The sequence below is a fragment of the Salipaludibacillus agaradhaerens genome (assembly GCF_002019735.1).
In the GTDB taxonomy this organism is placed as follows: domain Bacteria; phylum Bacillota; class Bacilli; order Bacillales; family Salisediminibacteriaceae; genus Salipaludibacillus; species Salipaludibacillus agaradhaerens.
In genome coordinates, this window is the sequence record NZ_KV917378.1 from 46,623 (window position 1) to 71,142 (window position 24,520).

Below are 24,520 nucleotides of genomic sequence, written 5' to 3' on the forward strand. Positions count from 1 at the left end.
CCAGCTCAAATTAGAGAAGAGAGCGACATCTATATATACGGGAGATCACGGCCCCTAATGTCCTGATTCATTCAGATACCAATTAAGGAAGAAGAACGAAAACGCCACCGATTGAAGGTTCGTTTTATAATAGATTTTAGATCAGTAACAAAAAAAATCAAGATAGTCATTAGTAATGACCCTTTCAGATCCTCGTTGTTATTCTATCTATGTCCCGGGGCCAGTTTGTTGCAATGATCTCTTTAGTCTGTCATACTTCTAAAATAAAATGACCTATTTTCTTGCGAATAAATGGCTGTGTTCGTTAGAAGAAGACAGCCTCATTTTTAAAAGTGTCTAAGTAGATTTATTTTAAATGTGATCATGATTTATGACATCAATTAGCTCACAACACCAACTACTGTGATAAGATATTTTGTTAAGGGATGATGATTGGCATGGGGGAAAAACAAACAGAAGTATTCGTAGCAAAAACGGAACAACAACTTGAAGATGTGTACCGAGTGAGACGAGAAGTGTTCGTAAATGAGCAAGGAGTACCTGAGTCAATTGAAATAGACGACAAAGAAATAGATGCAGTTCATTTTATTGTTTATGTCCACAACGTGCCTGTTGGAGCAGGGCGTTTTCGTATGTTAGAGGATGTAGCAAAAGTTGAACGTGTCTGCGTGTTACAAGATTATCGTAAGCACGGAGTTGGTGCATTGTTAATGGAAAAGATGGAAGACGTAGCTAAGCAAAAAGGCGTTACTAAATTATCACTTAATGCCCAAATACATGCTGAAGATTTTTATAAGAAGGCGGGTTATCAAACTGACTCAAATACATTTTATGAGGCAGGAATCCTTCATGTTAGGATGGAAAAAGAATTATAGGATAACAGTTCATAGATAAGAAAAAACGGTCAGCTTCTTTATTAAGCGAGACCGTTTTTGTTCCTCCGATAAGATGAAAAGTCTAATAAGTTAGTTGAAAATGTCTTTCCATTCCGCTTTATGAGACAGCATTTCACGGGCAATATCCTTGGCTCCCTCAAGGGAATGTGAGGCAGCCCAGCCACACTGAACCTCGTTGCAAGCAGGTACTTCTGTTGCAGTTAACACATCGTTTAGCGTCTTTTCTACAAGTTGAAGAACCGTCTCATAGCTATCATCGTTAATAATAGATAAATAGAAGCCTGTTTGACACCCCATTGGACTAATATCGACGATTTGTGGATGGTGGTTTCGACTGAACTCTGCCATCATATGCTCCAAAGAATGAAGGCCAGGCATATCCATATGATCTTTGTTAGGCTGACAAAATCTAAGGTCGTACTTATAGATGACATCTCCTGCAGCCCCTTTTGTAGTACCTGCTAAGCGAATATAAGGTGCTTTTACTTTTGTATGGTCTAAGTTAAAACTTTCAACATTCATCTTTTGTGTCATGATAATATCCTCCTTATAAACTAAACTGTTGTTGGTTATTAGATTCATTTTAACAGTTTCAGACGATTTTTTCTCGTGGTTTAGCTTTTTTGGCGTTTAATCGAGGTAAAACATCTTTCAGGCTAGGACATGGTTAGTGTGCTTGTTGAGGTCTGTCATGTTTTTTAGAAATATTAGTCTCGTAAAAAACCTTTTTGTTGTACCACATCTTTCATGTCTGTTCGTTTTGGTTTGCTCAGCATACGTGAAATTTGCTCAGTCCATCTGTCTTTTCGTTCCCCTTGTGTCCGTGACTCATAATAATTTGTAATAGTATCATTGTAGCTTTCTAGCCCCGAATAAATAGTATCTGTGTCCTTAGGATACGTATTTTCATAATAAATACTCTCCATTGGAAGCCTTGGCTTTTGATCTGTTTGTGTATCAGGAATACCGACTGCAAGCCCGAATAATGGTATGACATAATCAGGTAGAGAGAGTAATTCTGAAACTTTTTTCATATCATTTCGTAAGCCGCCAATATAACAAATACCATAGCCCATGGATTCGGCAGCGATAGTAGCGTTTTGTGCAGCGAGTGAGGCATCAATGACGGCTACCATAAATTTTTCTGTCGACTCTAAGGACGTCGTGACAGCTGTCTTTTCCATTGTTCCTGCAATGGTGTGACGATAAAGGTCTGCACAGAACACAAAAAAATGACCGTTTTGTTCAACGTAAGGCTGAGGGCCTGACAGGTGTGCTAATTGGGATTTAATCGCTTTATCTGTAACCCCAATAATTGTATAAGCTTGTATAAAACTAGAGGTTGAAGCCATCTGGGCAGATTTTATAATCGATGTAATGTGTTCCTGAGAGAGTGGTTCATCTTTAAATTTTCTAATTGAACGGTGGTTAAGCAATGTTTTTAGGGTGTCATTCATATGGTCATCTCCTTATTAATCACGATTAGTGCCAGTGTATCATATTGTCAAGAAAGAAGAAGCGGTTGGATATTTTAAGTAGCTAAAAAGATCGTGAGGCAGAGGGTGTTTCTTGCCTAATAGGTCTTTCTCAACCCTCAAAGAGGTGAGGTGCGAAGTGCATTATAAGATGTCATAGTGAGAGGGAAAGTAGTAGTTGTGACTTACAATAGCAATGAACCATAACGCAATCATTTGATAGGTCAAAAGACATTTGCAGAGTCTTCCGAGTTAGGAAGTGAATGAAAAAACGTAACAGAGAGTATTAAAATCTCTGTTACGTTTTTGTTGTAAAGAAGCTGCCAACTTGTTTAACGAGAGGGCTAACTTGGTTAGCTGTTTTTACGACTTGATCCATCGTTGTCATGGCTTTTTGGAAATCAAATTTCCCGTCACTAGTTTGAAAAGCGCTCATAAGTTTTGCCCCTGGGTTTTGCTGACCTCCTTGCTGCTGTTGGTTAGGCGCAGCAGTGAAACCGTGAGAAGGAGGTTGAGACCATTGATAAGGTCCTTGGTGAGGCGGAGGATAGGGATGATGATAGGGATGTTGATGGTGATAAGGGTGTTGCTGGGGTGGATGAGAAAAGAACATCCTTACACCTCCTTCGTATCAATTGGAATACGTTTGCGTCTGTTTGGAATTCGGATAACTAATAGTCCTTGGGACAAACTCGCTTTTACGTCTGATTGATTGACTGCAAACGGAAGCGTTACAAGACGATCAGCTCGCTGATAACGTAATGATTGCTCAGTGATTTTTTGTGTGTCATCTTTTTTTTCGGTAAAAGCTTCGTCTTCCACACTGATTTTAATATAGTTTTGGAAAATATCGAGATTGATTTGCTTCTTTTTAATACCTGGTAATTCAGCTTCAATAATGTACTCGTCAGCTGTTTCATATTGGTGCACAGGTATCGCTCTCGGTGTGTGGAAATGTTGTATAGCCTGGGTAAAAAAATGGTCCATTGAATGTAAAATGTCTCCGAAAGGCTTTTCATGAATTGGTTGAATTTCACGCTTTTTTCTATCACTCATTTTCTTCACCTCTTTGACCGTTCATCCAGTATCAATATATGTTGTGACGTAAATGGGTGAGTGGGCATTTGCCTTAGTGAATAAAAGAAGGGCTAATATAAGAGGAGGGCAAGCGATCTCATCTAAGTTACAAATGAAATCTAAACAGTTGATAATGGGATAGTATATTTGATACTTTCTTTTTACGTGTGCTCTTGACATAATAGAAGCAATCATTATCTAAAGGTGTTGATAAATGTGGAAAAGGTCAAAAAAATAATTATTATCATGTTGTTAATCGGGGCAGGGAGTATTATTATCACTTACAGTATTATGACGGTATTGGCTATTATTAACAGCGGCGGCTGAAGGCGGGATTGTCAAAATAGCTCTGTACAGCTTTGAGAAAGTAAAAAAGCCCGCTTATGCGGGCTTATATACAGGTTCTCTCAATTGGGTACTCTACGAGACGATGATTTTCTACAACAACATGGCGATCGGCTTTTTTTATGATTGATGAGTCATTAGTGGCAATGATGACAGTTAACCCGTGTTGCCGAGAGAAATGTATGAGCCTCGTGAGTAGTTCCTCACTTTCTTCCCCCGTGAGTGCTTTAGCAGGTTCATCTGCTAGTATAAGCTTAGGCTGTGTCATAAAAATTCGTCCGATAGTAGCTAATAACTGCTGTTTATCATCGAGTGCTTCGATTGATTCATCCATCGTTTCTTCTGAAAAGCCGAGTTCACTTAATATGGCTGTAGCTTGAGCTCGTTTAGCTTCATAGCCAGTATCTTCTTTTTTAAAGCCAATGAGCAAGTTTTGTCGTGCTGATAAATAGGGAATAAGGCAGCTGTCAGCGTTAATAAAACCGATAGTATTTAAACGCCATTCTGTCCGTTTATGAACTGAGAGTAGATCTTCACCAAAGACATGAACTGTGCCTTTATTGGCAGGAGTCATTGCTGCTATCATCTGTAGCAGTGTAGACTTGCCGGATCCTTGATTTCCTGAAACAACAACAAGCTCTCCTTTACGAACAGAGAAATCCATATTTTCAAATAGGATCGTCATATCAGATCCGTGCCCATTTGAAAAACGCTTTAAAACGTTCGTTAATTCCACGGCATTCATTGTTCAGCACCCCCAAAGTATATTTTTGCCACCACGATCGGACTGGCATAATATAGAAATACCTTCTCTCCATATTAAACCATGAATACACCTTGAAAGAAACCGCTAACATGAGAAAAGATTGACAATTTTGTTATACAATCTATGAATACTCCCTTTTCTATTTCAAAGAGAGGCGTACATGTTTTTAATGGGGATAAAAGCGTTAGAACGTTTATCACAGCTAAACGTCCGTAAACTTCCCTGCTCAAAATAGACGAGATATCTATATAGGCGGCAGCTAACGGGGGGAATGTCCTGACTCAACTAAACTCGGAGGGAAAACGCCACTGATTGAAGGTTCAATATAAATACACGAGGTAAAAACGACATTTAGGCCTCTCCCTAAATGAAGGAGCGACATACAGAAATTGTTTTTAGCAATAAAGATTGTATAGAAAAAGAGCTAGGATCTCTAGCTCCTCATGTGCTTTTATTAACAGGCTTATTAGACATGCCTTTGTGGCTGACATGCTAACTACTTTTGTTACAGAGCTTCCTCTTGAAATCGACGTAAATCTTGTTTGCTGCCAATGATAATAAAGACATCACCAGCGTTAAGGGGAATATCTGGTTCAGGTGTTATATTGACTTTTCCATTTTGTTTAATAGCGAGAATCGTACATCCGAAGCGAGCGCGAACATCGAGTTCAATCAGTGTTTTTCCACTAATTTTTGGCGTGCCGAGAATTTCTACAATACTGTAGTCAGCTGACAAATCTATATAGTCAATGACTTTTTCGGAAGTTAAAAATTGTGCAATCCGATTTCCCATATCATGTTCAGGGTGAAAAATTTTATCGGCCCCGATTTTTTCTAACACTTTATGATGATAGTGATTTTGAGCTTTGACCCACACTTTTGGAATTCCCATATCTTTTAAATGTAAAGTGCAAAGAATACTTGCTTGAATATCCTCAGCAATGGCTACAATAACATTATTAAAGTTACGTATGCCTATTTTTGCTAATGCGGCTTCATCTGTTCCATCTGCAAGTAAGGTGTGAGTAGCAAAATCCGCTATGTGCTCAATCTTTTTCTCATCTTTATCAATGGCTAGAACTTCATGTCCCATATGATAAAGTTCTCTACAAATACTTGAGCCGAATCGACCGAGTCCAATGATGGCAAACTGTTTTTTCATATAATCCCTCTTTGCGTGTAATAATGTCAAAGTATAACATTTACACATGATTTTTTTCAAGTTAATATTAGGATAGTAGCTATCATTCTAAAAGGAAGAAGGGATCACAATGATTATTGTACCTATCGACGGGTCATCCCATTCATTAAAGGCACTGGACTATGCAATATCTATGGCAAACCATTATGAAGCTTCTCTACTCCTATTAAACGTGCAACGCGAGAAAGAATCAACCCTTTCTTTTGAAAATACGGATACACAATCAGAAATAGATAGTTTAATGAAAGAGGGACATGATCAATTACAAGAAGCAATCGCGTTTGTAGCGGATAAAGTGCCTTATGAAACAAAAGTAAGAATTGGGGTCCCTACTATTGAAATTGCTAAAGAAGCTAAGGAAAAAGAGGCTATTAGTATCGTGATGGGCTCCAGGGGAAATGGTCCCGTTATCAGTGCTATATTGGGTAGTGTTAGTTATGGGGTGCTGCATTTGGCCCCTTGTCCTGTCACTGTAGTTCCAGATCATACTTATAAACATGTGTAAATGACTATAGTCTCATGACATCATACTGCTTTTTGGTATAATAAAAAAACTGACCAACTCTCTTTTATTTTAAGAGAGTTTTTATTTACTATTTTAGACGTAGTGTTTTGAATAACCGCTCAATGATTAATGACATTAATGGATAGGAAACATGACGGAAGCGAGTAAAGGAGACGGCGACAATGAATGAGTTGATAGCCAATGTGACGTGGGAAAAGGCAGCGATAGCGGCATGTATTTTTCTTGTGATATTACTCTTGAGAAAAGTGATGACAACGTATGTGTTTAAATTGATTTTATCATTATCTCGAAAAGCACCTACCGATCTAATGACGAATATTTTACTAGCCTTTGAAAAACCAATTAGGCTGTTGTTTGTCTTTATCGGTCTTTATGCAGCTTTAAGGTACTTACCATTTCCAGCAGATTATAATCAAATCTTTTTACAACTTATACGCACTTTAATTATTGTGCATTTATCTTGGGGACTCTTTAATTTATCTGCCAGTAGTTCAGAAGTTTTTACTAAGATTGGTGAAAAATTAAATGTTGAAGTGGATGATATTTTACTCCCCTTTTTGTCGAAATTAGTGCGTTTTGCCATTGTCGCCATGACGTTAAGTATTATTGCAGATGAGTGGGGGTACAATGTCAGTGGTTTTGTGGCAGGTCTAGGCTTAGGTGGGCTAGCATTTGCATTAGCAGCACAAGACTCTATCGGTAACTTTTTCGGCGGTGTGGTTATCATTACTGAAAAGCCGTTTACACTTGGTGATTGGGTTAAAACCCCATCTGTTGAAGGTGTGGTGGAAGATATTACATTCCGAAGTACAAAAATCAGGACATTCGCTGACTCTGTTGTCGTTGTTCCTAATTCGACGTTAGCTAATGAACCTATTGAAAACTGGGCTAAAATGCGCAAAAGACAAATTTCATTTAATTTAGGTGTCATGTACTCGACACCTAAAGAGAAGTTAGAACGATGTGTTGAGCGATTAGAATCCTATTTGCGTAGCAGAGAGGACATTGATAAGGAAATTCTTATCGTAAAATTTAATGAATTTAATGACAGTAGTTTAGATATTATGCTTTATTTCTTTACAGTTCCTACAGCATGGCTGGATTATATGGAGATAAAACAGGAGGTGAATTTGAAAGTATTAGATATTTTAAACGAGGAAGAGGTGACAATTGCCTTTCCGAGCAGAAGTATCTATATGGAAAAGCAGGCTGATGAGATGGAAATAGAACAGGCCATGGACGTGCGGGATAACGAAGCTAAATAATAATTAAAAGGTTCCACATCATATTAATGATGGTTGGAACCTTTTTAGTTCAGCCTTCTATGTTTTTGGCATCAGCTCTGTACTAACATTTTTTGAAGTGTTGCATTCAATTTTGGGAGACATCGTTTAATGTTTAAACATAAGGATCTCTCCGTTTGTGGTTTCGTTTGTCAGCGTTAACTTTTTTAACTTCTTTATTAGAAGATACCCTTTTGGTGTACCGTTTTAAGAAGCTTAAAGGGGGTTACCCGGCTGATTGTTAGATTAGGAGATGCTCACGGGAAACGACGTGTATGCCCGAAAGTCGGGTTAGAATGTTCACATAGATGATGGTTCGTCGTTAGAAGAGAGGGCAGAGCTTTTGGCTCAGTTTTTTCTAGTAGTTTAAGGATATATCTTGATTTATTCTCACTATCAAGGAGACTACAAACGAGAAAGAGGACTATTAAAGGGTGACTTATAGCCTAGTTTTTTTGAATAAATGACTATAGCCGTTTTTAGTACATCGTGTAGAATTTATAAATATAGAGTATGAACCCCCTATCTTTAAAGCGATTGTACCTTACACAGATAAAGATATAGTTCCAATCCCCTACATTGCCCCACTTTAAATATAAGTTAAAAAATAGTAACGGATGCTCAATATAAGAGGGACAACGACGTGGTTGTGATTGCGATTTAAACCTACTTTTTATTATATGAAATTGAAATGAGGGAGCAGCATGAGATACGTAGCTATCGACAAGGTTGAACAAGGGGAAAAGCTGGGGAAACACATTTTTTCGAGTGATGGAAGAATATTATTAAGTGAAGGGATTACCTTGACTGTAGGACTTATATCTAAGTTAAGACATATGGGCGTTAATACTATATTTGTGAAAGATGATAGATTTCCTGATCTAGAAGTGGAAGAGCCAATATCTGAAGAGACAAAACGAAAAGCCATGACTGCATTAGCGCAATCCATACAGTATATTCAAGAGGATAGGCCGATTGACGGAAAGGCTATTAGTGAGTCAGTAGAGGAGATCCTTAATGACGTGATGGCCAATTCTGATATACTTATTCATTTAACGGAAATAAGAACGGAAGACAACGCCTTATTTGTCCATTCTGTTAATGTATGTATGATGTCGTGCATAATAGGTGTCCAGTTAGGTCTCAATAGAATACGTATTCAAGAACTGGCTGTAGGTGCGCTACTTCATGATATTGGAAAACTTGTAGGAGAAGTAAAGGCGACTGATATCCCTACAGGGTATGAGAATGAAGAAGAACTTATGAACCATCACGCATGGAAAGGATTTAATGTTTTAAGAAAATCACAAGAAGTGAGCACACTTTCAGCTCACATTGCTTTGACACATCATGAAAATGTGGATGGTAGCGGTGAGCCAAGAGGTATGATTGCGGGTGACATTCACTTTTTAGCTAAAATTGTGGCTGTGGTTAATGACTATGATCATCTCATTTCAAATGTTAAAAAAAATGGCGGGTTATTCCCTCATGAAGCCTGTGAGAGAATAATGAGTTTAACAGAATCTCGCTACGATCATAAAGTCGTTGTAAAATTTTTACGTTGTGTTGCGTTTTTCCCTACTGGCACACAGGTGAAATTAAGTAACGGAGCGATTGGTATTGTGACCGAACAGCATAAAGGTTTGCCACAACGTCCTAAAGTGAGAACTTTCCAAAAGGAAGGGGACCATTTTACATTTGATGAAGTTGATTTGGCAAAAGAAACGACGACTTTTATAACGAAAGTCTACTCATAAAGGACATTTTCACACGATGTTATCTGTGTGACATCATAAAGCCTATTATCATGGCGTTCACTATAGTGGAGTAAGTTAGTATTGATGGGTCTGAAAGCGTCATTTAAAATTGAGAGAGGCTATATTTATGAGGTGCATATCTTCTCAAAACTTGTTGCTTTATTTAGTAACAAGTTTTTTAGTAGTACGTTGTAGTGACAGAAAGTAGGACACGTGTTTCTAAAAATCTCATAGCAGGAATAAGATGTGTAGGGGGAAGGAGGTGGGGAAAAGTGAAGCACTGGAATCGCGTATTTTATATCATATTTAGTTTAACCCTTTTCATCATATTAGTAGTGACCTACTTTATTTTTTCTAGCAACGTAAACTCGTCATCTACACTGTTATCAGCAGTGGAAGGACAAGACTCACATCTAAAACTTATGAGTGAAGGCTTAGGAAAACATCTTGAGGAAATCGAGGGGGAGCAAGGATCTTTCGATGAAACAGGGCCATATGAAGGTGGAACGTTTTATCGTTATCCAGACGTTACTTATTTTACCGCTTATGCAAAGGGGCCCGTTATTGCAGTCGCAGCTCGTGCAGAAAATTTAACAAAAAAAGATGTGGAGGCGATAGCTAAATTACGTCATACATCAGCTATCCTTATTTATAATAATGAAGCTGAAAATACACGGGTAGAGATTTATGAGGATAGTCACTTTGAAGTAGTTATTGAATACAGTGATGTTCAAGATAGCATAGAGCTTGTATGGCTTACTGAACATCACTTATTTTCGCGCTAATAGTGTGAGAAAATGTCTTTAAACAGAAGCACACATTCCTTTGTGACCTTAAATGCCAAGTATGATTTAAATAAGACCGTATTTTTGGAAACTATTATATATCCCATCATTATCAGGTGTATCTGTAACATCATCAGCAACCACTTTTAATGCTTCTTTGGCGTTCCCCATTGCAATGCCATATTGAACGAATTCAATCATTTCTAAATCGTTTAACCCGTCTCCATATGCAAAGGTATCCTTTTTCTTTATTTTTAAATGTTTTATTAATTTTTCAATAGCTGTTGCCTTATGGATACCTGCAAGTGATAATTCGCCGCTGTTACTACCGAACGCTGGGACAGTGCTAGGGATAACAGTAAAGACGTCTTCAAATTCTTGCTGAATTCTTTCTATCGGTACAGAGGAGCCTAAAAAGGAAATTTTATTTATATCATCTCTCATCAAGTCTTCGTTTTCTATCAAACTATCATGGAATGGCTGAATCCCTTTTTCTACATCTTCTCTCGCTTCTGGATGCTCATGTAATAGTTTTTCAATAATGAAGCGGATCTTCTTTTTGCAATTGTTACTAGCGAACAAGCCACCATTGGATTCTAAATAGAAGTCAATCCCGTGAGTATTAAAAAAGTGTACAGCATGCTTCACATCCTCTTGTTGTACTCGCTCATGTAATAGAACTTCTTCTCCTATTTCGATGTAGCCTCCCGCAGCCCCAATAATGCCACTAAATCCAATGTTTAGTATGTCAGGGAAAAGCTCAGCTTTAGAGCGACCTGTACAAATAAAGACAAGGTGTCCGTTCTCCCTAGCTTTTTTAATGGCAACCTTTGCTGATTCAGGAATGACACCATGTTCGTTAACTAATGTACCATCTACATCGATAAAAATAACTTTACTCATGTCACACCTCTAACTTGGAGTTATTATAGCTTTACTTTCACATAGTCACCTGTAAGAACGAGTTTAAAGATCGTCAAACAAAAGGATTTAAAGTCTTAGGTTTGGTGACTGTTTGACACATCATTAGCTATGAAACAATAATACCAAAAAAGTACAAGAAAAGTAATCTGTAAATAAAAACAATTTTACTATCATTTGAATAATATATACATACTTATCAGAGTGACAGTGACGGGTATCGATACGAGTCATTATCTAACCTATGTCACAATTCTCGTGGTAGTCATAAAGTTTAAGGATACTCACGTGAGGGTTTCTTTTCATTCAAATAGTCATTATTATTAAAATATAAAGAGGACATGATTGCATTTTTTCAATGAAATGTCTATGATGTAATGGAGTTCGATCTTTTTTATAAGGAGGAAATAAGTCATGAAACAAATGGATGCAAATGAAATTATTAGCTTTATCTCAAATAGTGAGAAATCTACACCGGTAAAAGTACATATTAAAGGTGACTTGGAAGGCATTGATTTCGGCAACGAGACAAAATCATTTATTCAAGGTCATACAGGTGTCTTATTTGGTGAATGGAAAGTAATTCAACAGGTGATTAAAGAGAATGAAGCAAAGATAGAGGACTTCGTTGTGGAAAACGATCGTCGAAACTCAGCTATACCTTTACTAGATATGAAAAATATCCATGCTCGTATTGAACCAGGTGCTTTCATTCGAGATCAGGTTGACATTGGTGATTCTGCTGTCATTATGATGGGCGCTTCCATAAATATTGGTTCGGTGATCGGCGAGGGAACGATGATTGACATGAATGCTGTTCTTGGTGGACGAGCAACAGTAGGTAAGAATTGTCATATTGGTGCAGGAGCTGTATTAGCAGGTGTTATTGAGCCGCCATCAGCTAAGCCAGTCGTTATTGAAGACGACGTGGTTGTTGGTGCTAATGCCGTTATTCTAGAAGGGGTGACGGTTGGTAAAGGCGCTGTTGTTGCAGCCGGTGCTATCGTTACTGAGGATGTGCCATCTAATACTGTAGTAGCAGGAACACCAGCGAAAGTCATTAAAGAAATCGATGAGAAAACTAAAGGAAAAACAGAAATAAAGCAAGAGCTTAGAAAGCTAAGTGAGTGATGTCGTGATGTTACATCAAGATGATATGTCGTTACATGAGCGCCTGGTGACTCGTCGCCGGGCGCTTCACCAAATCCCTGAAAAAGGTTTTGAGGAGATTAAAACGCAGCAGTTTATTCTTGACATTGTTAAACAGTGTCCTGACGATTACTTATCGTATAAAACATGGCAGACAGGCGTCCTCGTGTTTATAGCTGGAAGAGACAGCAGTAAAACGATCGGTTATCGGACTGATATGGACGGTTTACCAATTAGTGAAGAGACGGAGTGCTCCTTTTCCTCCGTCCATGACGGTATGATGCATGCGTGTGGACATGATATGCATATGGCCATAACACTAGCACTTGTTGAGCACTTCTCTGTTGAGCAACCTCAGCACAATATCGTATTTATATTTCAGCCTGCTGAAGAAGGGCCTGGGGGAGCTAAACCGATGCTCGCATCTGAGGCGTTTCAAGAATGGAAACCACAGGAAATATATGCTCTTCATATTGCACCTGAGCTTCCAGTGAAAACAATGGCGACAAAGCCAGGAATTTTATTTGCTAATACGAGCGAACTATTTATAGATTTACATGGTAAGGGAGGGCATGCAGCTTACCCTCATCTTACTGAAGATATGGTGGTGGCTGCCAGTCATTTAGTAACGCAATTACAGACGATTGTGGCACGGCATGTATCACCGCTTGACTCGGCAGTGGTGACGATTGGGAAAATCGAAGGTGGAACGAAACAAAACATTATTGCTGAGCATGCTCGTATTGAGGGAACAATCCGTACATTGTCACTTCGGGCGATGAAAGATATTAAAGAGCGTATTGAAGGTATGGCAAAAGGGATTGAGTCGAGCTTTAAGTGTGGCGTAACAATTGATTATGGCTCTAATTACTGTCAAGTTTACAATGATGAGAATTTAACTCATGAGCTCATTGACTTTGCTCGCACGTCGGATCATCTGACATTCAAGTCGTGTGAAAAAGCAATGACTGGCGAAGATTTTGGTTACTTCCTTGAAGAAATTCCTGGGGCCATGTTCTGGCTTGGGGTAGAGAGTGAAGCTGGGCTGCATTCAGCTAAATTAAATGCCAGTGAAGAAGCTTTACTACCTGCTGTTCAATTTTTAAAGGAATGGTTAGGGAGACGCTAAGTTATTTTTTCTTACTGCATATGAGGCTAATTGATGGATAAACTAAGTGTGCAGAAAAGAAAAGGAGGCGTTTAACATGCCAAAAATCGGTGTAGAACCATCTTTAAAAGATGTGGAGGAAGCTCTCCAAGCAAAAGGATACGATGTGGTATCATTGCAAAATCAAGAAGATGCAGCAAATTGTGATTGTTGTGTTGTGTCTGGTCAACAAGAAAACATGATGGGTATACAAGATACGAATACACAGTCAGCAGTTATTTCTGCCCAAGGCTTAACCGCAAATGAAGTGTGTGAACGAGTCGAGCAATCTATCAAGCATTAAAAATAGGACCTTTTAAAAACCAGACTATGTCTCATGACACGCGTCTGGTTTTTGTCCTTTTGAAGAAGAAGTTGACTTCTTTCTAAATGAGCCATTGAATAAATTATAAAGGAAAGTTAGGTTTGGTGCGATGACTATGTTTAATTCACTTCTTTACGTAAGTTAACTTGGTGAGGAAAAGGAATTTCAATACCATGAGCATCGAGCGCTTCCTTCATTTCTTTTCTTAGGCGTCGTTCAATACCCCATTGTTCCATATTAGCCGTTTGGGCAATAATCCGTATGACAACGTCACTATCACCTAAATTTTGCACACCCACAACATGTGGACCTTCTTTAATGAGTTCTTCTTCCGCGGCTATCTTGTCACACACTTTTTGCATCACTTCCATGGCTTCGTCGATGTTATCGTCGTAACTAATACTCATATCGACTAATGCTCTCATATTCGAACGAGAATGGTTACTTAGACTGCTGATTTCTCGATTTGGAATGTAATGAACAGTTCCGTCAAATCCTCTTAAACGTGTCGTACGTAAACCTACTTCTTCTACAATACCATCGAGTCCAGCGACCGTAACATACTCATCTACTTCAAGCTGGCGTTCTAAGAGAATAAAGAAGCCTGTTACTATATCACTAACTAAGCCTTGAGCACCAAAACCGATGGCTAAACCGACAATACCTGCACCAGCTATTAATGGGGCAATATCATATTCAAATACGCCAACTATGAGGGTAATGACGATAAAAAGTAGGATATATGAAAATACATTAGAAGCTAATTTTTCTAATGTGTGGACTCTTCCATGAGAAATATTACGTTGTTCACTGAATTTTTTAAAGCTTGTGGCAATAAATTTCTTGCCTATCGCACGAATGATGAGAAAAACAATAAGGATACCAATTAATTGGATTGAAACGGTTAATGCTTTTGTTCCTATTTCAGACCAATTAATTGATTGAATCCATGTCTGCATAACATGATCGCCTCACTTTATTAATGTAATTGTGTTACTTAAAGAGTTTACCACAACAGGTATGTTAGTTAAACATAGTGATGGTAAAAGCATCAAAAGAAAAAAGGAGCTTGGTTGACGAGCTGTAATTATTATCATATAATATTAATTGTTCAATTTTGCACAAACTATTTGGAGGGATTCAAAATGTCAGAAAAGCGTATGGTCGCTAAGCAAGCACCACGATTTGAAATGGATGCTGTGATGGCCAATAAAGAATTTGGAAAAGTGAGTCTTGAAGACAATATGAAACAAGACAAATGGACAGTTCTTTTCTTCTATCCGATGGACTTTACTTTCGTCTGCCCAACAGAAATTACCTCATTAAGTGACCGTTACGATGAATTTGAGGACTTAGATGCTGAGGTTATCGGGGTATCTACGGATACGATTCACACTCACTTAGCGTGGATTAACACAGATCGTGACGATAATGGATTGGGAGATCTTAAATATCCTTTAGCTGCAGATACGAATCATACCGTTTCACGAGATTATGGGGTGCTTATTGAAGAAGAAGGCGTTGCACTTCGCGGTTTATTCATTATTAGCCCTGAAGGTGAATTAATGTACGCTGTTGTTAATCATAATAATATTGGTCGTGATGTTGACGAGACGTTACGCGTTCTTCAGGCCTTACAAACTGGCGGTTTATGTCCAGCTAACTGGAAACCTGGTCAAGATACGCTTAAAGTTTAATGATACTTACGAATATAGTCTGGTAGTGATAACACTGCCAGACTTTTTGCTGTGCTCGTCTTCAAAAATGGAGACTATTTAATCGATCCTTAATGGGTTCAAAATATTTGTCTTATAGTACAGGAGACATAATGTGAATGGTTCCCTACTTACATAAATTCCTGACGGGGGTACAGACTTTCTAATTGATCCTTTGTGATTTTCTAGGTATGATAAATAATAGTGAAAGAAAAAGAACCGGGGGATTACAATGAAAAAACAATTTGCCGTTATAGGACTAGGACGTTTTGGTGGAAGTATATGCAAATCGTTAAGCGAGCAAGGGATGGAAGTACTTGCGATCGATACAAACGAAGATAAGGTAAATGAATTTGCGCCCATTGCCACACATGCTGTAGTGGCCGACACCACAGAGGAAAATACTTTGAAAAGTCTAGGGATTCGAAACTTTGATCATGTAGTAGTCGCTATCGGAGACAATATACAATCAAGCATACTTACCACCTTGATGCTTGTGGAACAAGGTGTGAATCATATTACAGTCAAGGCACAAAACGATTATCATGAGAAAGTGCTTAGTAAAATTGGAGCGCATAAAGTGGTTCATCCAGAGCGGGATATGGGAGTGAGGATTGCTCATAATATTGTGTCGAAAAATGTCCTAGATTACTTGGAATTATCTGATGAGTACAGCATTGTGGAATTAGAAGCTGGTCAAACAGTTAATAATCGTACATTGATTGATTTAGACATTCGGGCTAAATACGGATGTAATGTTATGGCAATAAAACGTGATGAGGAAATAAATGTTTCTCCATCTGCCGATGAAGTATTAAGACAGGATGATATTATCATTGTTATCGGGGCAGATAAAGACATTAGCAGAATGGAAAAAGATTTATTTGATGAAGACGATTAAAAGGGCTGGTGATAATAAAATAATCAAGCCCCTTTACCAGAACGTAAAGAGACAGGGAGTTCTCCCTGTCTCTTTACGTTTATACTTCCATTATGATTGGTAAGATCATTGGTTTACGCTTAGTTTTTTCATATAAAAACGGCCCTAACGTGTCAGAAATTTCATTTTTAATTTCTGACCATTGCGATGTTTTGTTCTCCATCATATTGTTCAAATGGTTTGCTAGCTTCTTTTGTGCTTCATTGATTAAATCGCCTGATTCTCTCATATAAACAAATCCACGCGAAATAATATCCGGACCTGAAGCCACTTTAAATTCTTTCATATTAAGGCTAACAACGACGACAACTAATCCTTCTTCAGATAGAATACGGCGGTCGCGTAGAACGATATTCCCTATATCTCCAATACCATTTCCATCTACGTAAATAGAGCCTGAAGGGATTTTACCAGCTAGTACAGCTTCGTTTTTATCTAATGCAAGCACATCACCAATATCCATTACAAACGAATTTTCTTCTGGGACACCACAGTCTTCAGCGAGTTTAGTGTGCATCTTTAACATGCGATACTCCCCGTGAATTGGCATAAAATATTTTGGCTTCATAAGTCGAAGCATAAGTTTTTGTTCTTCTTGACCACCGTGTCCAGAAGTGTGAATGTCATTAAGTGAGCCATGAATGACTTCGGCTCCCGCTTTAAAGAGTTGGTTTATAATTTTGCTAACGCTTAACGTGTTTCCTGGAATAGGAGAAGAAGAAAATACGACTGTATCTCCAGGAATGATCTGAATTTGGCGGTGAGTCCCATGCGCAATTCGAGATAAGGCTGCCATTGGTTCTCCTTGACTGCCTGTACACAGTATTAGAATTTGATCAGCAGGAATTTTATTTAACTGAGAAGCATCAATAAAGGTGCTTTCAGGTGCTTTAATATAGCCTAGCTCACGTCCAATTCTAATAGCGGACTCCATGCTTCGTCCAAACACCGCGACTTTCCTATGATACTTGACTGCGGCTTCTACAGCTTGCTGAAGCCGATAAATATTTGATGCAAAGGTAGCAAAAATAATACGTCCATCAACTTTTCTAAAGATTGAGTCGATGCTTTCTCCTACTTTTCGCTCCGACATGGTGAATCCTGGAACTTCACTATTTGTACTGTCAGAGAGGAGACAAAGGACGCCTTCTTCTCCAATTTTAGCCATTTTTGATAAATTAGCTGGCTCACCTACAGGGGTAAAGTCAAATTTAAAATCACCTGTTTGTACGATGTTACCTGATGGTGTTTTAACGACGATACCGAATGAATCAGGAATACTATGTGTCGTTCTAAAGAACGAGACGGCTGTTTTCTGAAATTTAATAATATCATCTTCATTTACTTCGTGGAGCTTGGCTGTACGAAGAAGACCATGTTCTTCAAGTTTATTCCTGATTAAAGCAAGGGCAAGTTTACCTCCATAAATAGGAACATTGATCTCTTTCAATAAATAAGGAACTCCCCCGATATGATCTTCATGTCCGTGCGTAATGAAAAGCCCTTTAATTTTGTCTACATTTTTGACTAAATACGTATAATCCGGAATAACGTAATCAATCCCTAACAATTCATCCTCTGGGAATTTAATACCCGCATCAATAATAATAATCTCATCTTGAAATTGGACAGCGTACATGTTCTTCCCAATTTCGCCCAGACCCCCAAGGGCAAAGATCGCAACTTGATGATTTTTAGCTTTCATCTATTACAGATTCTCCACGTGGAAGTCTTCGTTATTATCTTTCTCATATTGAAGTGCTTCTTCTGATAATGGGGTCACAAATTCGATATTGTAGCGGCGTTCAGCCAGTTTTTTGCGTATTTCTTCCTCAGTTGATGCTTCCATGTACAAAGCGTTAGTTCGTTCTCTTACAGGTGTTTCCTCTAGAGTGTCTTGGTAAAACACTTTAAAAATCATGTAATCCTCTCCTTTATGTGTATAAGGCATTTTAATATAATAGGGCTCCTTTGGGCGCTCCGGATCGTTCACCTAAAGAGCGAATACCTATGTAGCAAGTGTTAAAAACATTCAAAAATAATCCTGTTAACATGGTAACACAAAAGATCATCCCCTTTTTCAGTCCTCACGGAGAAAGAAGGATGGAAGAATGGGTTACCAGCATTAAGTCAGACTATATATCATTGTCGGGAATCTTTTAGTAAACGTTCTCTCCACCTTTTCAACATTTTAAACCCTCTATCCGTTCAATTCAAGGCTCATGTTTCCTATTGAAGACTATTTTAATGATAAATAGTAATATCGTCACTTTAAAGAAAGTCAGATTACCAAGTGGTTTAAACGTGATAACGGATAAGATATCAAATAGTATGGCACAAACAGAATCCACCTATTACAAAAAGATGTGGTGTCACCAAAATCACATGTCTTCCCGAGTAAGTATTGAAAAACCCCTCTGTATCAACTGATTCAGAGGGGAGCATCTGTATCATTGCGAATGACTATTTCCCCAGGTGGAAGGGGCTGTTTAAAAGGATCATCTTGTTCAATTCTATCATAAAACATGATCCCGTTTAAATGATCCAATTCATGTTGAAACACAATAGCTAGAAAACCGCGCAATCGTTCAGTTATTTTCTTACCTTCTAGGCTGTATCCTTCAATTTTAATTCTTGCATACCTCGGTACAATTCCGTTAACTTCTCGGTCTACTGAAAGACATCCTTCACCGCTTTCCAAGTAAGTTGTTTCAGCAGAATGACTAATAATTTTTGGATTGAAGAGGGCATATTCAACGATCTCGTCATTATGATCTGTAGAACGTATAGCCATCATTTGTTTGCTAATATTAATTTGAGGGGCTGCTAAACCAACACCAGGACGAAGTCCGTGTTTTTCAGCCATTTCTGGGTCTTGGCTATGTACGAGAAAATCCAGCATTTTTTTTAACGTCTCTTTATCTTCGGTGGATGGTGGTAACGAAATGGGTTCTGCTTTCTGTCTAAGGGTAGGGTGTCCTTCCCGTATAATATCGTTCATTGTCAACATAGTAGATGCTCCTTTCGCTGGCAAGTTTGACTAATCCTCCAGTTTGTCTTACTTAGTCTATCATATACACTTTTTTACCCGAAGAAAAGAGGAAGTATCCGTAGCTGGATACTTCCGACGAAAAAAAGTGATTATCCGTGGAATTTCGAAGCGCCCACAATAATGAGCAAAATGAAAAGTACCACGATTAACGCAAACCCTTTACCTGCACCAGTCCCTACACCGGCTACTTGTGTTGGGTAACCATAACTAGGGAAGTGTTGTTGGCCGAAGCCACAAGGGTCACAACAAAATCCTCCACCATGTCCGTACATAAGATAAATGCCTCCTTTTAAGTTCTTTAATACCACACACAATGTGCGGCGTAATAACATGCTATGCAATTGTTTTTACAAGGAATGGATGAATACCTATATTTCCAAAAAAGGCGTTAATCTATTTGAGATGACAAGATTCTTGTATTCGTAAAAAAAATAAGGTAGTTTGTTAATTGTGGACAATTAAGTACAATTAAGGGGGTTTTTGCTTGAAAAATTTTGTTATAGGTATCACCTTCATATCATTATTAACAATTTTAAGTGGCTGTGTTGGTGATGATCCTGCCGAATTAATGTATGACCAGCTAGAAACATCTGTCCAAATTGAAAATGAGATGAAGAGCCTTCAAGAACCTCTTGTTGAAGCAGAGAAAAAAGAAGTTCAATTGTATAATGACATGGCTAGTTTATCATCACTAGAAGAAATTAAACCCCTGTCTCAGAAAGCGATTGAGTCTGCAGAAACTAGAAGAAGTATGATGGAAGAAGAAAAAAAATTTATTGATAATGCTTTTGAGGCGTTTCAAGAAGCTGAACAGTACGTAGAGGAACTTGAAGAAGATCAGGCAAAAGAGGCAGGGCAAACCTTAATTGACATTCAAAATGAGCGTAAAAGTGTATATGAAGAGTTATATAGCCAATATGTAAAATCGATCGATGAGGATATAAAACTTTTTGAAATGGTGGTGGATGAGGAGAGTCATAATGACGAGTTAGAAGAACAGCAAGAAAAGGTGAATGAGAGTTACGCTCGTATTACAGAACTCTCAGACGAATTCAACGTGTTACTAAATGACTTTAATGAAGCTAAGATTGTCTTTTACGAATCGGTTGGATTTAATGTCACGACAAAATAAGTGCATCATAGAGGAGAGGAGTGCTCCTCTTTTTCTAGTGCTTAACAGACATGATATATCGTGGAGAAGAAGCAAGTGAAAACGTGCTCATCAATGATTGTTCATAAAATTGACGTAAATTATAACAGACAAAAAATAACTATATAACAGTTTTGTTTTTCTTTGTGAAAGTATTAACAACAAAAAGGGATAAAAAAACGATTAAATCAAGAGCAAAAACGTTGACTAATAAATATTAGATCATGTAAACTTATAATCGTATATAGGGGTTGTATCAGTCAATTGAGATATAAAGTATTACAGTCTAGGGAGATAGTCATAATAAAATGGTTATCTCACAATTAACAGGGAATACAACCACTATGGACTGCATAAACGTGTCGAATCACATTGTAAACAGTTTACTTGGGTATTGTAACTAAATAGTGATTTTGACGAAAATAAAACAACGATAATAATATTTAGGGAGAAGAAAGGATGAGGTGACAAGTTTCATGGAAAAAACAAAAGAATTGCAACAAGTTGAAGAGCAGTTCCAAACGTTTCAGATTCTTGATGAAGAAGGAAACATTGTAAATGAAGATGCTGTGCCAGATCTATCTGATGAAGAATTAAAAGAGCTAATGACTCGCATGGTATACACACGTATTTGGGATCAACGTGCTATCTCGTTGAATCGACAAGGTCGATTAGGATTCTATGCACCAGTAGCAGGTCAAGAAGCTTCAATGATCGGTTCGCAATTTGCTTTAGAAAAACAAGACTGGATTTTACCAGGTTATCGTGATATTCCTCAAATTCATTATCATGGTGTACCACTAGACCAGGCTTTCTTATGGTCAAGAGGTCATTTCAAAGGTGGACAAATGCCGGAGGGTGTACGTGTGATGATGCCACAGATTATTATTGGGGCACAGATTACGCAAACTGCTGGTGTTGCTATGGGACTTCAAAAAAATAAAGAAGATGCTGTGGCAATTACTTACACTGGTGATGGTGGCGCTTCCCAAGGGGATTTCTACGAAGGAATGAACTTCGCAGGCGCTTTTAACTCTCCTGCCATTTTCATCGTACAAAATAACCGATTTGCTATTTCCGTACCTGTTGAAAAGCAATCTGCTGCTAAAACTATTGCACAAAAAGCAGTGGCTGCAGGTATTCATGGCGTTCAAGTAGATGGTATGGACTTATTAGCTGTTTATGTAGCAACAAAAGAAGCAAGACAACGTGGATTAGATGGCAATGGACCAACATTAATTGAGACATTAACTTATCGTTATGGTCCTCACACAATGGCTGGAGACGATCCAACACGCTATCGTACTTCTGAGGAAGATAGCGAATGGGAGAAAAAAGATCCGCTAGTCCGTTTCCGTAAATACCTCGAGTCTAAAAAACTTTGGAGCGAGGAAGACGAAGATAAGGTTGTTGAGCAAGCGAAAGAAGACATCAAAGCAGCGATCAAAAAAGCTGATGAAACACCAAAACAAAAAGTCACTGACCTGATCGAACTCATGGGTGAAGAACTTCCGGCTAACCTTCAGGAGCAGTACGAACAGTATAAAGAAAAGGAGTCGAAGTAAGCTATGGCACAAATGACAATGATTCAGGCAATTACTGATGCGATGCGAACAGAGCTAAAAAATGATGAAAAAGTACTTGTGTTCGGTGAAGATGTAGGTCAAAATGGCGGAGTATTCCGTGCTACTGAAGGACTTCAAAAAGAATTTGGAGAAGATCGAGTATTCGACACACCTCTTGCTGAATCTGGAATCGGTGGCCTTTCAGCAGGTTTAAGTGTGACAGGATATCGATCTGTTATGGAAATTCAATTTTTCGGTTTCGTTTTTGAAACTTTCGATGCTATTGCTGCGCAAATGGCACGGATGCGCTATCGTTCGGGTGGTGTTTACCATTCACCAGTGACGATTCGTTCTCCTTTTGGTGGGGGGGTAAAAACACCTGAACTTCATGCTGATAGTCTTGAAGGACTTATGGCACAAACGCCTGGTGTAAAGGTTGTTATTCCTTCCACACCGTATGATGCTAAAGGACTTTTGATTTCTGCGATTCGCGATAATGATCCAGTTGTCTTTTTAGAACATATGAAACTTTATCGCTCATTCCGTGAAGAAGTACCTGAAGAAGAATATACGCTCCCATTAGGAGAAGCAGATATTAAGCGAGAAGGAACAGACATTACAATTGTGACTTATGGTGCGATGGTTCATACATCATTAAAAGCTGCTGAAGAATTAGAGAAAGATGGTATTTCTGCAGAAGTCATTGACTTGCGTACTATCAGCCCACTAGATATTGATACCATCATTTCATCAGTTGAGAAAACAAATCGAGCTATCGTTGTTCAAGAAGCTCAAAAGCAAGCTGGTATTGCAGCGAATGTCGTAGCTGAAATTAATGACCGTGCGATTTTAAGTTTAGAGGCCCCGGTTTTACGAGTGACAGCTCCAGACACTATTTTCCCATTTGCAACGGCTGAAGATCTATGGCTCCCAAGCTCTAAGGACGTAGCAGCTAAAGCGAAAGAAGTCATGAACTTCTAAATTTAATTCTTTCATAATGATTATACTCAGTCGGTCTGATAAGATGATCGGACTGGCTGGGTGGATTTAACGAGAAGGAGTGGGGAATATAACCTCCTTTTTCTCTGTTACTGACTTTGAGAGATATTTGGAAGCATCTTCTGTACTAAAAATGACAAAGAATTGGAGGCAATATCATGGCATATGAATTTAAACTCCCTGATATCGGTGAGGGAATCCATGAAGGTGAAATCGTAAAATGGGAAGTTAAAGAAGGCGATGAAATAAAAGAAGACGACGTTTTATGTGAAGTTCAAAACGATAAAGCTGTTGTAGAAATTCCTTCTCCTGTAGAAGGGACCGTTAAAGAAATCCTTGTTGAAGAAGGGGTTGTAACTGAGGTCGGAACAGTTATCATTACATTTGAAACAGATGCTGAACAGCCTGAAGATGCACATGGAAGCGGAGAAGAAGACGCGAAAGAAGAAACAGAAGCGAAAGAAGCAGATCCAGTTGCTTCTACTCCTGAAGCTGATGAGGAAGTGGATGAAAATTCCCGCATTATCGCAATGCCATCCGTACGTAAATATGCGCGTGAAAAAAATGTCAATATCCGTAAAGTAAAAGGAACAGGCAAAAACAGTCGCGTTCTAAAAGAAGATATTGATGCTTATCTTTCAGGTGACAGCCAATCTGAAGAAAGTAGTGCGCCAGCGGCTTCTACAGATTCAGAACAAGCACAAGAGAAAAAGCCTGTTGCAGCTTATCAGCCTGCTAATGAAGAGTTAGAAACAAGAGAAAAAATGTCGGGCATCCGTAAAGCTATTTCAAAAGCAATGGTGAATTCCAAGCGTACAGCCCCTCACGTTACATTAATGGATGAGGTGGAAGTAACAAACCTTGTTGCACACCGTAAGCAATTTAAGCCAGTTGCAGAAGAAAAAGGGGTTAAGTTAACTTATCTACCTTACGTTGTAAAAGCTCTCACATCCGCTATTCGTGAGTACCCTATGCTTAATACGTCTCTTGATGATTCAACTGAAGAAATCGTGCACAAGCATTACTATAATATCGGGATTGCCGCTGATACTGAAAAAGGGCTTCTTGTACCAGTTGTCAAAGATACAGACCGTAAATCGATCTTCCGTATTTCTGATGAGATTAACCAACTTGCTACAAAGGCACGTGAAGGGTCACTCTCCTCTGAGGAAATGAAAGGAGCATCTACGACAATTACAAACATCGGTTCCGCTGGTGGTCAATGGTTTACCCCAGTTATTAACCACCCTGAAGTAGCTATCCTTGGTCTCGGTCGTATCCAAGAGAAAGCTGTTGTGAAAGATGGGGAAGTCGTCGTGGCACCTGTATTAGCCTTGTCATTAAGCTTTGATCATCGTATGATTGATGGTGCGACAGCACAGCATGCGCTTAACCACATTAAGCGTCTGTTAAATGATCCACAATTATTAGTAATGGAGGGATAAA

Annotated in this window: 26 protein-coding genes; 14 read left to right on the forward strand and 12 right to left on the reverse strand. The window is 38.5% G+C overall.

Annotation, left to right across the window (positions count from 1 at the left end; translation table 11 throughout):
• Window positions 1-437: 437 nt before the first annotated feature.
• The gene (locus tag BK581_RS00210; protein WP_078576016.1) at window positions 438-875 is read left to right on the forward strand and encodes a GNAT family N-acetyltransferase; all 438 of its coding nucleotides are present in this window, start codon (window positions 438-440) and stop codon (window positions 873-875) included.
• 90 nt (window positions 876-965) lie between these two features.
• Here BK581_RS00210 and BK581_RS00215 read toward each other — a convergent pair whose 3' ends face one another.
• The 6 genes from BK581_RS00215 to BK581_RS00240 form a co-directional block, all read right to left on the reverse strand.
• The gene (locus tag BK581_RS00215; protein ID WP_078576018.1) at window positions 966-1,430 is read right to left on the reverse strand and encodes an S-ribosylhomocysteine lyase; all 465 of its coding nucleotides are present in this window, start codon (window positions 1,428-1,430) and stop codon (window positions 966-968) included.
• A 173-nt stretch (window positions 1,431-1,603) separates the two neighbouring features.
• Window positions 1,604-2,353, reverse strand: coding sequence for an oxygen-insensitive NADPH nitroreductase (gene nfsA, locus BK581_RS00220; protein ID WP_078576020.1), 750 nt, complete (start codon window positions 2,351-2,353; stop codon window positions 1,604-1,606).
• Between the two features lie 316 nt (window positions 2,354-2,669).
• On the reverse strand, window positions 2,670-2,984 hold the full coding sequence (locus tag BK581_RS00225; protein WP_078576022.1) for a YppG family protein: 315 nt from the start codon (window positions 2,982-2,984) through the stop codon (window positions 2,670-2,672).
• Window positions 2,985-2,986: 2 nt separating this feature from the next.
• The gene (locus BK581_RS00230) at window positions 2,987-3,427 is read right to left on the reverse strand and encodes an Hsp20/alpha crystallin family protein (RefSeq protein ID WP_078576024.1); all 441 of its coding nucleotides are present in this window, start codon (window positions 3,425-3,427) and stop codon (window positions 2,987-2,989) included.
• A 412-nt stretch (window positions 3,428-3,839) separates the two neighbouring features.
• Entirely contained in the window at window positions 3,840-4,538 is a 699-nt protein-coding gene (locus BK581_RS00235; protein WP_078576026.1) for an ATP-binding cassette domain-containing protein, read from the reverse strand.
• A gap of 526 nt (window positions 4,539-5,064) precedes the next feature.
• A complete protein-coding gene (locus BK581_RS00240; protein WP_078576027.1) occupies window positions 5,065-5,721 on the reverse strand; it encodes a potassium channel family protein in 657 nt (218 codons plus the stop codon).
• A gap of 109 nt (window positions 5,722-5,830) precedes the next feature.
• On the opposite strand from BK581_RS00240, the gene BK581_RS00245 reads away from it, so the two are divergent.
• The 4 genes from BK581_RS00245 to BK581_RS00260 all read left to right on the forward strand — a co-directional run bounded on the left by BK581_RS00245 (window position 5,831) and on the right by BK581_RS00260 (window position 10,111).
• The gene (locus tag BK581_RS00245; protein WP_078576028.1) at window positions 5,831-6,265 is read left to right on the forward strand and encodes a universal stress protein; all 435 of its coding nucleotides are present in this window, start codon (window positions 5,831-5,833) and stop codon (window positions 6,263-6,265) included.
• A gap of 182 nt (window positions 6,266-6,447) precedes the next feature.
• Window positions 6,448-7,551, forward strand: coding sequence for a mechanosensitive ion channel family protein (locus BK581_RS00250; protein ID WP_078576029.1), 1,104 nt, complete (start codon window positions 6,448-6,450; stop codon window positions 7,549-7,551).
• 722 nt (window positions 7,552-8,273) lie between these two features.
• The gene (locus BK581_RS00255) at window positions 8,274-9,326 is read left to right on the forward strand and encodes an HD-GYP domain-containing protein (RefSeq protein ID WP_078576031.1); all 1,053 of its coding nucleotides are present in this window, start codon (window positions 8,274-8,276) and stop codon (window positions 9,324-9,326) included.
• A 272-nt stretch (window positions 9,327-9,598) separates the two neighbouring features.
• Window positions 9,599-10,111 (forward strand): hypothetical protein, encoded by a 513-nt coding sequence (locus tag BK581_RS00260; RefSeq protein WP_078576033.1) that lies wholly within the window; start codon window positions 9,599-9,601, stop codon window positions 10,109-10,111.
• A 66-nt stretch (window positions 10,112-10,177) separates the two neighbouring features.
• On the opposite strand, the gene BK581_RS00265 is transcribed toward BK581_RS00260, so the two are convergent.
• Window positions 10,178-11,014, reverse strand: a complete 837-nt coding sequence (locus BK581_RS00265) for a Cof-type HAD-IIB family hydrolase (RefSeq protein WP_078576035.1) — start codon at window positions 11,012-11,014, stop codon at window positions 10,178-10,180.
• Between the two features lie 432 nt (window positions 11,015-11,446).
• Here BK581_RS00265 and dapD point away from each other — a divergent pair, with 432 nt between their 5' ends.
• From dapD to BK581_RS00280, 3 genes are all read left to right on the forward strand, one after another.
• On the forward strand, window positions 11,447-12,163 hold the full coding sequence (gene dapD / locus BK581_RS00270; protein ID WP_078576037.1) for a 2,3,4,5-tetrahydropyridine-2,6-dicarboxylate N-acetyltransferase: 717 nt from the start codon (window positions 11,447-11,449) through the stop codon (window positions 12,161-12,163).
• A gap of 7 nt (window positions 12,164-12,170) precedes the next feature.
• Complete coding sequence (locus BK581_RS00275) at window positions 12,171-13,310, forward strand: N-acetyldiaminopimelate deacetylase (RefSeq protein WP_245829166.1); 1,140 nt, start codon at window positions 12,171-12,173, stop codon at window positions 13,308-13,310.
• 76 nt (window positions 13,311-13,386) lie between these two features.
• Entirely contained in the window at window positions 13,387-13,632 is a 246-nt protein-coding gene (locus tag BK581_RS00280) for a YkuS family protein (protein WP_078576040.1), read from the forward strand.
• A 140-nt stretch (window positions 13,633-13,772) separates the two neighbouring features.
• On the opposite strand, the gene BK581_RS00285 is transcribed toward BK581_RS00280, so the two are convergent.
• Window positions 13,773-14,612 carry a mechanosensitive ion channel family protein gene (locus BK581_RS00285; protein ID WP_078576042.1) on the reverse strand — a complete coding sequence of 280 codons (840 nt, stop codon included), beginning with the start codon at window positions 14,610-14,612 and terminating at the stop codon, window positions 13,773-13,775.
• Between the two features lie 186 nt (window positions 14,613-14,798).
• On the opposite strand from BK581_RS00285, the gene BK581_RS00290 reads away from it, so the two are divergent.
• Window positions 14,799-15,350: a peroxiredoxin gene (locus BK581_RS00290; protein WP_078576044.1), complete on the forward strand. Its 552-nt coding sequence runs from the start codon at window positions 14,799-14,801 to the stop codon at window positions 15,348-15,350.
• Between the two features lie 250 nt (window positions 15,351-15,600).
• Entirely contained in the window at window positions 15,601-16,269 is a 669-nt protein-coding gene (locus BK581_RS00295) for a potassium channel family protein (protein ID WP_078576045.1), read from the forward strand.
• A gap of 79 nt (window positions 16,270-16,348) precedes the next feature.
• Here BK581_RS00295 and rnjA read toward each other — a convergent pair whose 3' ends face one another.
• From rnjA to BK581_RS00315, 4 genes are all read right to left on the reverse strand, one after another.
• Window positions 16,349-18,013, reverse strand: coding sequence for a ribonuclease J1 (rnjA, locus tag BK581_RS00300; protein WP_078576047.1), 1,665 nt, complete (start codon window positions 18,011-18,013; stop codon window positions 16,349-16,351).
• Window positions 18,014-18,016: 3 nt separating this feature from the next.
• Window positions 18,017-18,229 (reverse strand): DNA-dependent RNA polymerase subunit epsilon, encoded by a 213-nt coding sequence (locus BK581_RS00305; RefSeq protein ID WP_078576049.1) that lies wholly within the window; start codon window positions 18,227-18,229, stop codon window positions 18,017-18,019.
• 510 nt (window positions 18,230-18,739) lie between these two features.
• Window positions 18,740-19,318 carry a peptide deformylase gene (def, locus tag BK581_RS00310; protein WP_078579807.1) on the reverse strand — a complete coding sequence of 193 codons (579 nt, stop codon included), beginning with the start codon at window positions 19,316-19,318 and terminating at the stop codon, window positions 18,740-18,742.
• A 131-nt stretch (window positions 19,319-19,449) separates the two neighbouring features.
• The gene (locus tag BK581_RS00315; protein WP_078576050.1) at window positions 19,450-19,632 is read right to left on the reverse strand and encodes a YjcZ family sporulation protein; all 183 of its coding nucleotides are present in this window, start codon (window positions 19,630-19,632) and stop codon (window positions 19,450-19,452) included.
• A 212-nt stretch (window positions 19,633-19,844) separates the two neighbouring features.
• On the opposite strand from BK581_RS00315, the gene BK581_RS00320 reads away from it, so the two are divergent.
• The 4 genes from BK581_RS00320 (at window position 19,845) to BK581_RS00335 (ending at window position 24,519) form a co-directional block, all read left to right on the forward strand.
• Window positions 19,845-20,492 (forward strand): YkyA family protein, encoded by a 648-nt coding sequence (locus BK581_RS00320; RefSeq protein ID WP_078576052.1) that lies wholly within the window; start codon window positions 19,845-19,847, stop codon window positions 20,490-20,492.
• Window positions 20,493-20,986: 494 nt separating this feature from the next.
• The gene (gene pdhA, locus BK581_RS00325; protein ID WP_078576053.1) at window positions 20,987-22,075 is read left to right on the forward strand and encodes a pyruvate dehydrogenase (acetyl-transferring) E1 component subunit alpha; all 1,089 of its coding nucleotides are present in this window, start codon (window positions 20,987-20,989) and stop codon (window positions 22,073-22,075) included.
• A gap of 3 nt (window positions 22,076-22,078) precedes the next feature.
• Window positions 22,079-23,056 carry an alpha-ketoacid dehydrogenase subunit beta gene (locus tag BK581_RS00330; protein WP_078576055.1) on the forward strand — a complete coding sequence of 326 codons (978 nt, stop codon included), beginning with the start codon at window positions 22,079-22,081 and terminating at the stop codon, window positions 23,054-23,056.
• 176 nt (window positions 23,057-23,232) lie between these two features.
• The gene (locus BK581_RS00335) at window positions 23,233-24,519 is read left to right on the forward strand and encodes a dihydrolipoamide acetyltransferase family protein (protein WP_078576056.1); all 1,287 of its coding nucleotides are present in this window, start codon (window positions 23,233-23,235) and stop codon (window positions 24,517-24,519) included.
• Window position 24,520: the final 1 nt, after the last annotated feature.

Coding starts and splice junctions, on each gene's coding strand:
- BK581_RS00210 (WP_078576016.1), top strand. CDS start 438: ATGGGGGAAAAACAAACAGAAGTATTCGTAGCAAAAACGGAACAACAA.
- BK581_RS00215 (WP_078576018.1), bottom strand. CDS start 1,430: ATGACACAAAAGATGAATGTTGAAAGTTTTAACTTAGACCATACAAAA.
- nfsA (WP_078576020.1), bottom strand. CDS start 2,353: ATGAATGACACCCTAAAAACATTGCTTAACCACCGTTCAATTAGAAAA.
- BK581_RS00225 (WP_078576022.1), bottom strand. CDS start 2,984: ATGTTCTTTTCTCATCCACCCCAGCAACACCCTTATCACCATCAACAT.
- BK581_RS00230 (WP_078576024.1), bottom strand. CDS start 3,427: ATGAGTGATAGAAAAAAGCGTGAAATTCAACCAATTCATGAAAAGCCT.
- BK581_RS00235 (WP_078576026.1), bottom strand. CDS start 4,538: ATGAATGCCGTGGAATTAACGAACGTTTTAAAGCGTTTTTCAAATGGG.
- BK581_RS00240 (WP_078576027.1), bottom strand. CDS start 5,721: ATGAAAAAACAGTTTGCCATCATTGGACTCGGTCGATTCGGCTCAAGT.
- BK581_RS00245 (WP_078576028.1), top strand. CDS start 5,831: ATGATTATTGTACCTATCGACGGGTCATCCCATTCATTAAAGGCACTG.
- BK581_RS00250 (WP_078576029.1), top strand. CDS start 6,448: ATGAATGAGTTGATAGCCAATGTGACGTGGGAAAAGGCAGCGATAGCG.
- BK581_RS00255 (WP_078576031.1), top strand. CDS start 8,274: ATGAGATACGTAGCTATCGACAAGGTTGAACAAGGGGAAAAGCTGGGG.
- BK581_RS00265 (WP_078576035.1), bottom strand. CDS start 11,014: ATGAGTAAAGTTATTTTTATCGATGTAGATGGTACATTAGTTAACGAA.
- dapD (WP_078576037.1), top strand. CDS start 11,447: ATGAAACAAATGGATGCAAATGAAATTATTAGCTTTATCTCAAATAGT.
- BK581_RS00275 (WP_245829166.1), top strand. CDS start 12,171: ATGTTACATCAAGATGATATGTCGTTACATGAGCGCCTGGTGACTCGT.
- BK581_RS00280 (WP_078576040.1), top strand. CDS start 13,387: ATGCCAAAAATCGGTGTAGAACCATCTTTAAAAGATGTGGAGGAAGCT.
- BK581_RS00285 (WP_078576042.1), bottom strand. CDS start 14,612: ATGCAGACATGGATTCAATCAATTAATTGGTCTGAAATAGGAACAAAA.
- BK581_RS00290 (WP_078576044.1), top strand. CDS start 14,799: ATGTCAGAAAAGCGTATGGTCGCTAAGCAAGCACCACGATTTGAAATG.
- BK581_RS00295 (WP_078576045.1), top strand. CDS start 15,601: ATGAAAAAACAATTTGCCGTTATAGGACTAGGACGTTTTGGTGGAAGT.
- rnjA (WP_078576047.1), bottom strand. CDS start 18,013: ATGAAAGCTAAAAATCATCAAGTTGCGATCTTTGCCCTTGGGGGTCTG.
- BK581_RS00305 (WP_078576049.1), bottom strand. CDS start 18,229: ATGATTTTTAAAGTGTTTTACCAAGACACTCTAGAGGAAACACCTGTA.
- def (WP_078579807.1), bottom strand. CDS start 19,318: ATGTTGACAATGAACGATATTATACGGGAAGGACACCCTACCCTTAGA.
- BK581_RS00315 (WP_078576050.1), bottom strand. CDS start 19,632: ATGTACGGACATGGTGGAGGATTTTGTTGTGACCCTTGTGGCTTCGGC.
- pdhA (WP_078576053.1), top strand. CDS start 20,987: ATGGAAAAAACAAAAGAATTGCAACAAGTTGAAGAGCAGTTCCAAACG.
- BK581_RS00330 (WP_078576055.1), top strand. CDS start 22,079: ATGGCACAAATGACAATGATTCAGGCAATTACTGATGCGATGCGAACA.
- BK581_RS00335 (WP_078576056.1), top strand. CDS start 23,233: ATGGCATATGAATTTAAACTCCCTGATATCGGTGAGGGAATCCATGAA.